This window comes from Polaromonas sp. P1_G4 (assembly GCF_056405475.1).
In genome coordinates this window covers 1-2,079 of record NZ_JBFUCA010000635.1, presented here as the reverse complement: position 1 = coordinate 2,079, position 2,079 = coordinate 1, and the positions used below count along the sequence as shown (strand labels likewise).

The following is a 2,079-nucleotide window of genomic DNA, read 5'->3' as shown; positions in this document are numbered from 1 at the left end:
CTGCTGGCCTGAGCGCAGGGGTTTGTCGACCACCAGGGCGCCCAGCGGGGCGGCGGCGGGCGCGGCCACCACCACGGGCGGTGCTGGCTGTTGCTGCTGCACCGGTGCTGCCGCAGCGGGGCGGTCGGGCAGCAGGTGGGCGTCGGGCACGGGCAGCAGCCCGGCTTGCAGGGCGGCCGCCATTTGCGCGGGGTTRCCGCCCTTCACGGAAAGCGGCACCAGCTGGTAGCTGCCCAGCAGGGTGATGAGGGCGGGGAAGTCGATGTCGCCCACCGCGCGGCCGCTGCGCACTGCGGCGGATTGCAGCGGCGAGAGGTCGATCATCAGCGCGTCCTGGTCGAAAAAGTCGGGAATGTCGCCAAAGCGGGCTTGCAGTTCTTGCGCCAGGGCGACGAGGTCGGTGGACTTGAGCAGCAAGGCCACCAGGGGCAGGTTGGCGCTTTTGATTTCGAAGGTGGCGGGGGTGGTGGCCTGTATGGCAACAGTCATGGATGGAAAGTCATGGGCAGAAGGACAACGGGCGACCGGTGCGGAAAATGAGGGCGAGGAAAGATGGCCGAGGGTAGCGTGCGAAGGGGCTGATTCGCGCGCACGCTTTGTCGCACTTGTGAGCGTATGAAACGCTGGCCGGCAATTTGTAGCGCGCGGGTGGCTGCGGTTGTGCGGCGCGGCAGCCCTGCTTTAAGCGGCCCCCGGCATTGAATGCGCACGGCCCGTACCCATGTGCAGGGCTCATCAGCTCGTCATTACCCTGGACATTTCATGAACTTCCTGCCGCTGGCGCTTGTAACCGCGCTGCTCCATGTTTACATTGGTGCACGCCTTCTCCCCGGGCTGGGGGCGTATCCCGCGGGGCAATGGCTGTTTGCCGCGGTCCTTCTGGTGTCGGCGCTGGTTATGCCACTGGGGCTGATGGCCGGCCGTGTGGCCAAGCAGCCTCTGGCCGATGTGCTGACCTGGGCGGGCCTGCTTTTCATGGGCCTGTTTTCTTCGCTGCTGGTGTTGACGGTGGCGCGTGACGCGGCCCTGATGGTGCTGTGGCTGGCCGATGCCGTGGCGCCCGGCCACCTGCCGCTGGCGTGGCTGCGCACGGTGTCGGCCGAGGCGGTGCCGCTGCTGGGCGGGCTGATCACCGTGCTGGGTTTTCTGAATGCGCGCCGTACGGCTGCCGTGGTGAAGGTGGACGTGCCCATCAAGGGCCTGCCCGCTGCGCTGCAGGGGTTTACCGTAGCGCAAATCAGCGACATCCATGTGGGGCCGACCATCAAGCAGGCGTATTTGCGCCGCATTGTCGACAAGGTCAATGCACTGGATGCCGATGTGGTGGCCATTACGGGCGACCTGGTGGACGGCAAGGTGAGCGAGCTGGCCTCGCACGTCGCGCCGCTGGCAGAACTGCAGTCGCGCCACGGCACGTATTTTGTAACGGGCAACCACGAGTACTACTCGGGCGCGCATGCGTGGATTGACGAGCTGCGCCGGCTGGGCCTGACGGTGCTGTTGAACCAGCACGTGGTGATTCGCCCGCCTCTTCTTGCTGCAGGCCAGGACGCCACGCCGCTGGTGCTGGCGGGTGTGACGGACTACAGCGGTGGGCATTTTGACCCAGCTCATCGCAGTGACCCGGAGGCGGCTCTGCGTGGTGCGCCGGCGGAGGCTGTGCGCGTGCTGCTGGCGCACCAGCCGCGCAGTGCGGCGGCGGCAGCCAAAGCCGGCTTTGACCTGCAGCTGTCGGGCCATACGCATGGCGGGCAGTTTTATCCRTGGAACCTGTTTGTGCGGTTTCAGCAGCCGTTTACGGCGGGCTTGCACAAGCTGCAGAACCTGTGGGTTTATACGAGCCGCGGGACGGGGTACTGGGGGCCGCCCAAACGGTTTGGGGCGCCTTCGGAGATTACTTTTTTGAGGTTGGTGGTTGGGTGAGGTTGTGTTGATTTGATGGGTGCGTACTTTGCTGAGTGTTGCTGGCCGGGGGTTGCCCGGCATGCAACTCACTTTTCTTTGCTTCGCCAAAGAAAAGTAAGCAAAAGAAAGGCGACCCTGGTTCCTGCGTCCCTTCGCTTCGCTGCGGGCAACCTG

2 protein-coding genes are annotated in these 2,079 nt (G+C 65.2%); one reads left to right on the top strand and one right to left on the bottom strand.

All coding sequences use genetic code 11. The features are described 5' to 3' along the window. Positions 1 to 489, bottom strand: a 489-nt coding sequence (locus AC1D1X_RS21575; RefSeq protein WP_477699139.1) for a septum site-determining protein MinC, incomplete at its 3' end; no start/stop codon positions are given. A gap of 273 nt (positions 490 to 762) precedes the next feature. Here AC1D1X_RS21575 and AC1D1X_RS21570 point away from each other — a divergent pair. Beyond that, positions 763 to 1,923, top strand: coding sequence for a metallophosphoesterase (locus tag AC1D1X_RS21570; protein ID WP_477670415.1), 1,161 nt, complete (start codon positions 763 to 765; stop codon positions 1,921 to 1,923). Positions 1,924 to 2,079 lie beyond the last annotated feature (156 nt).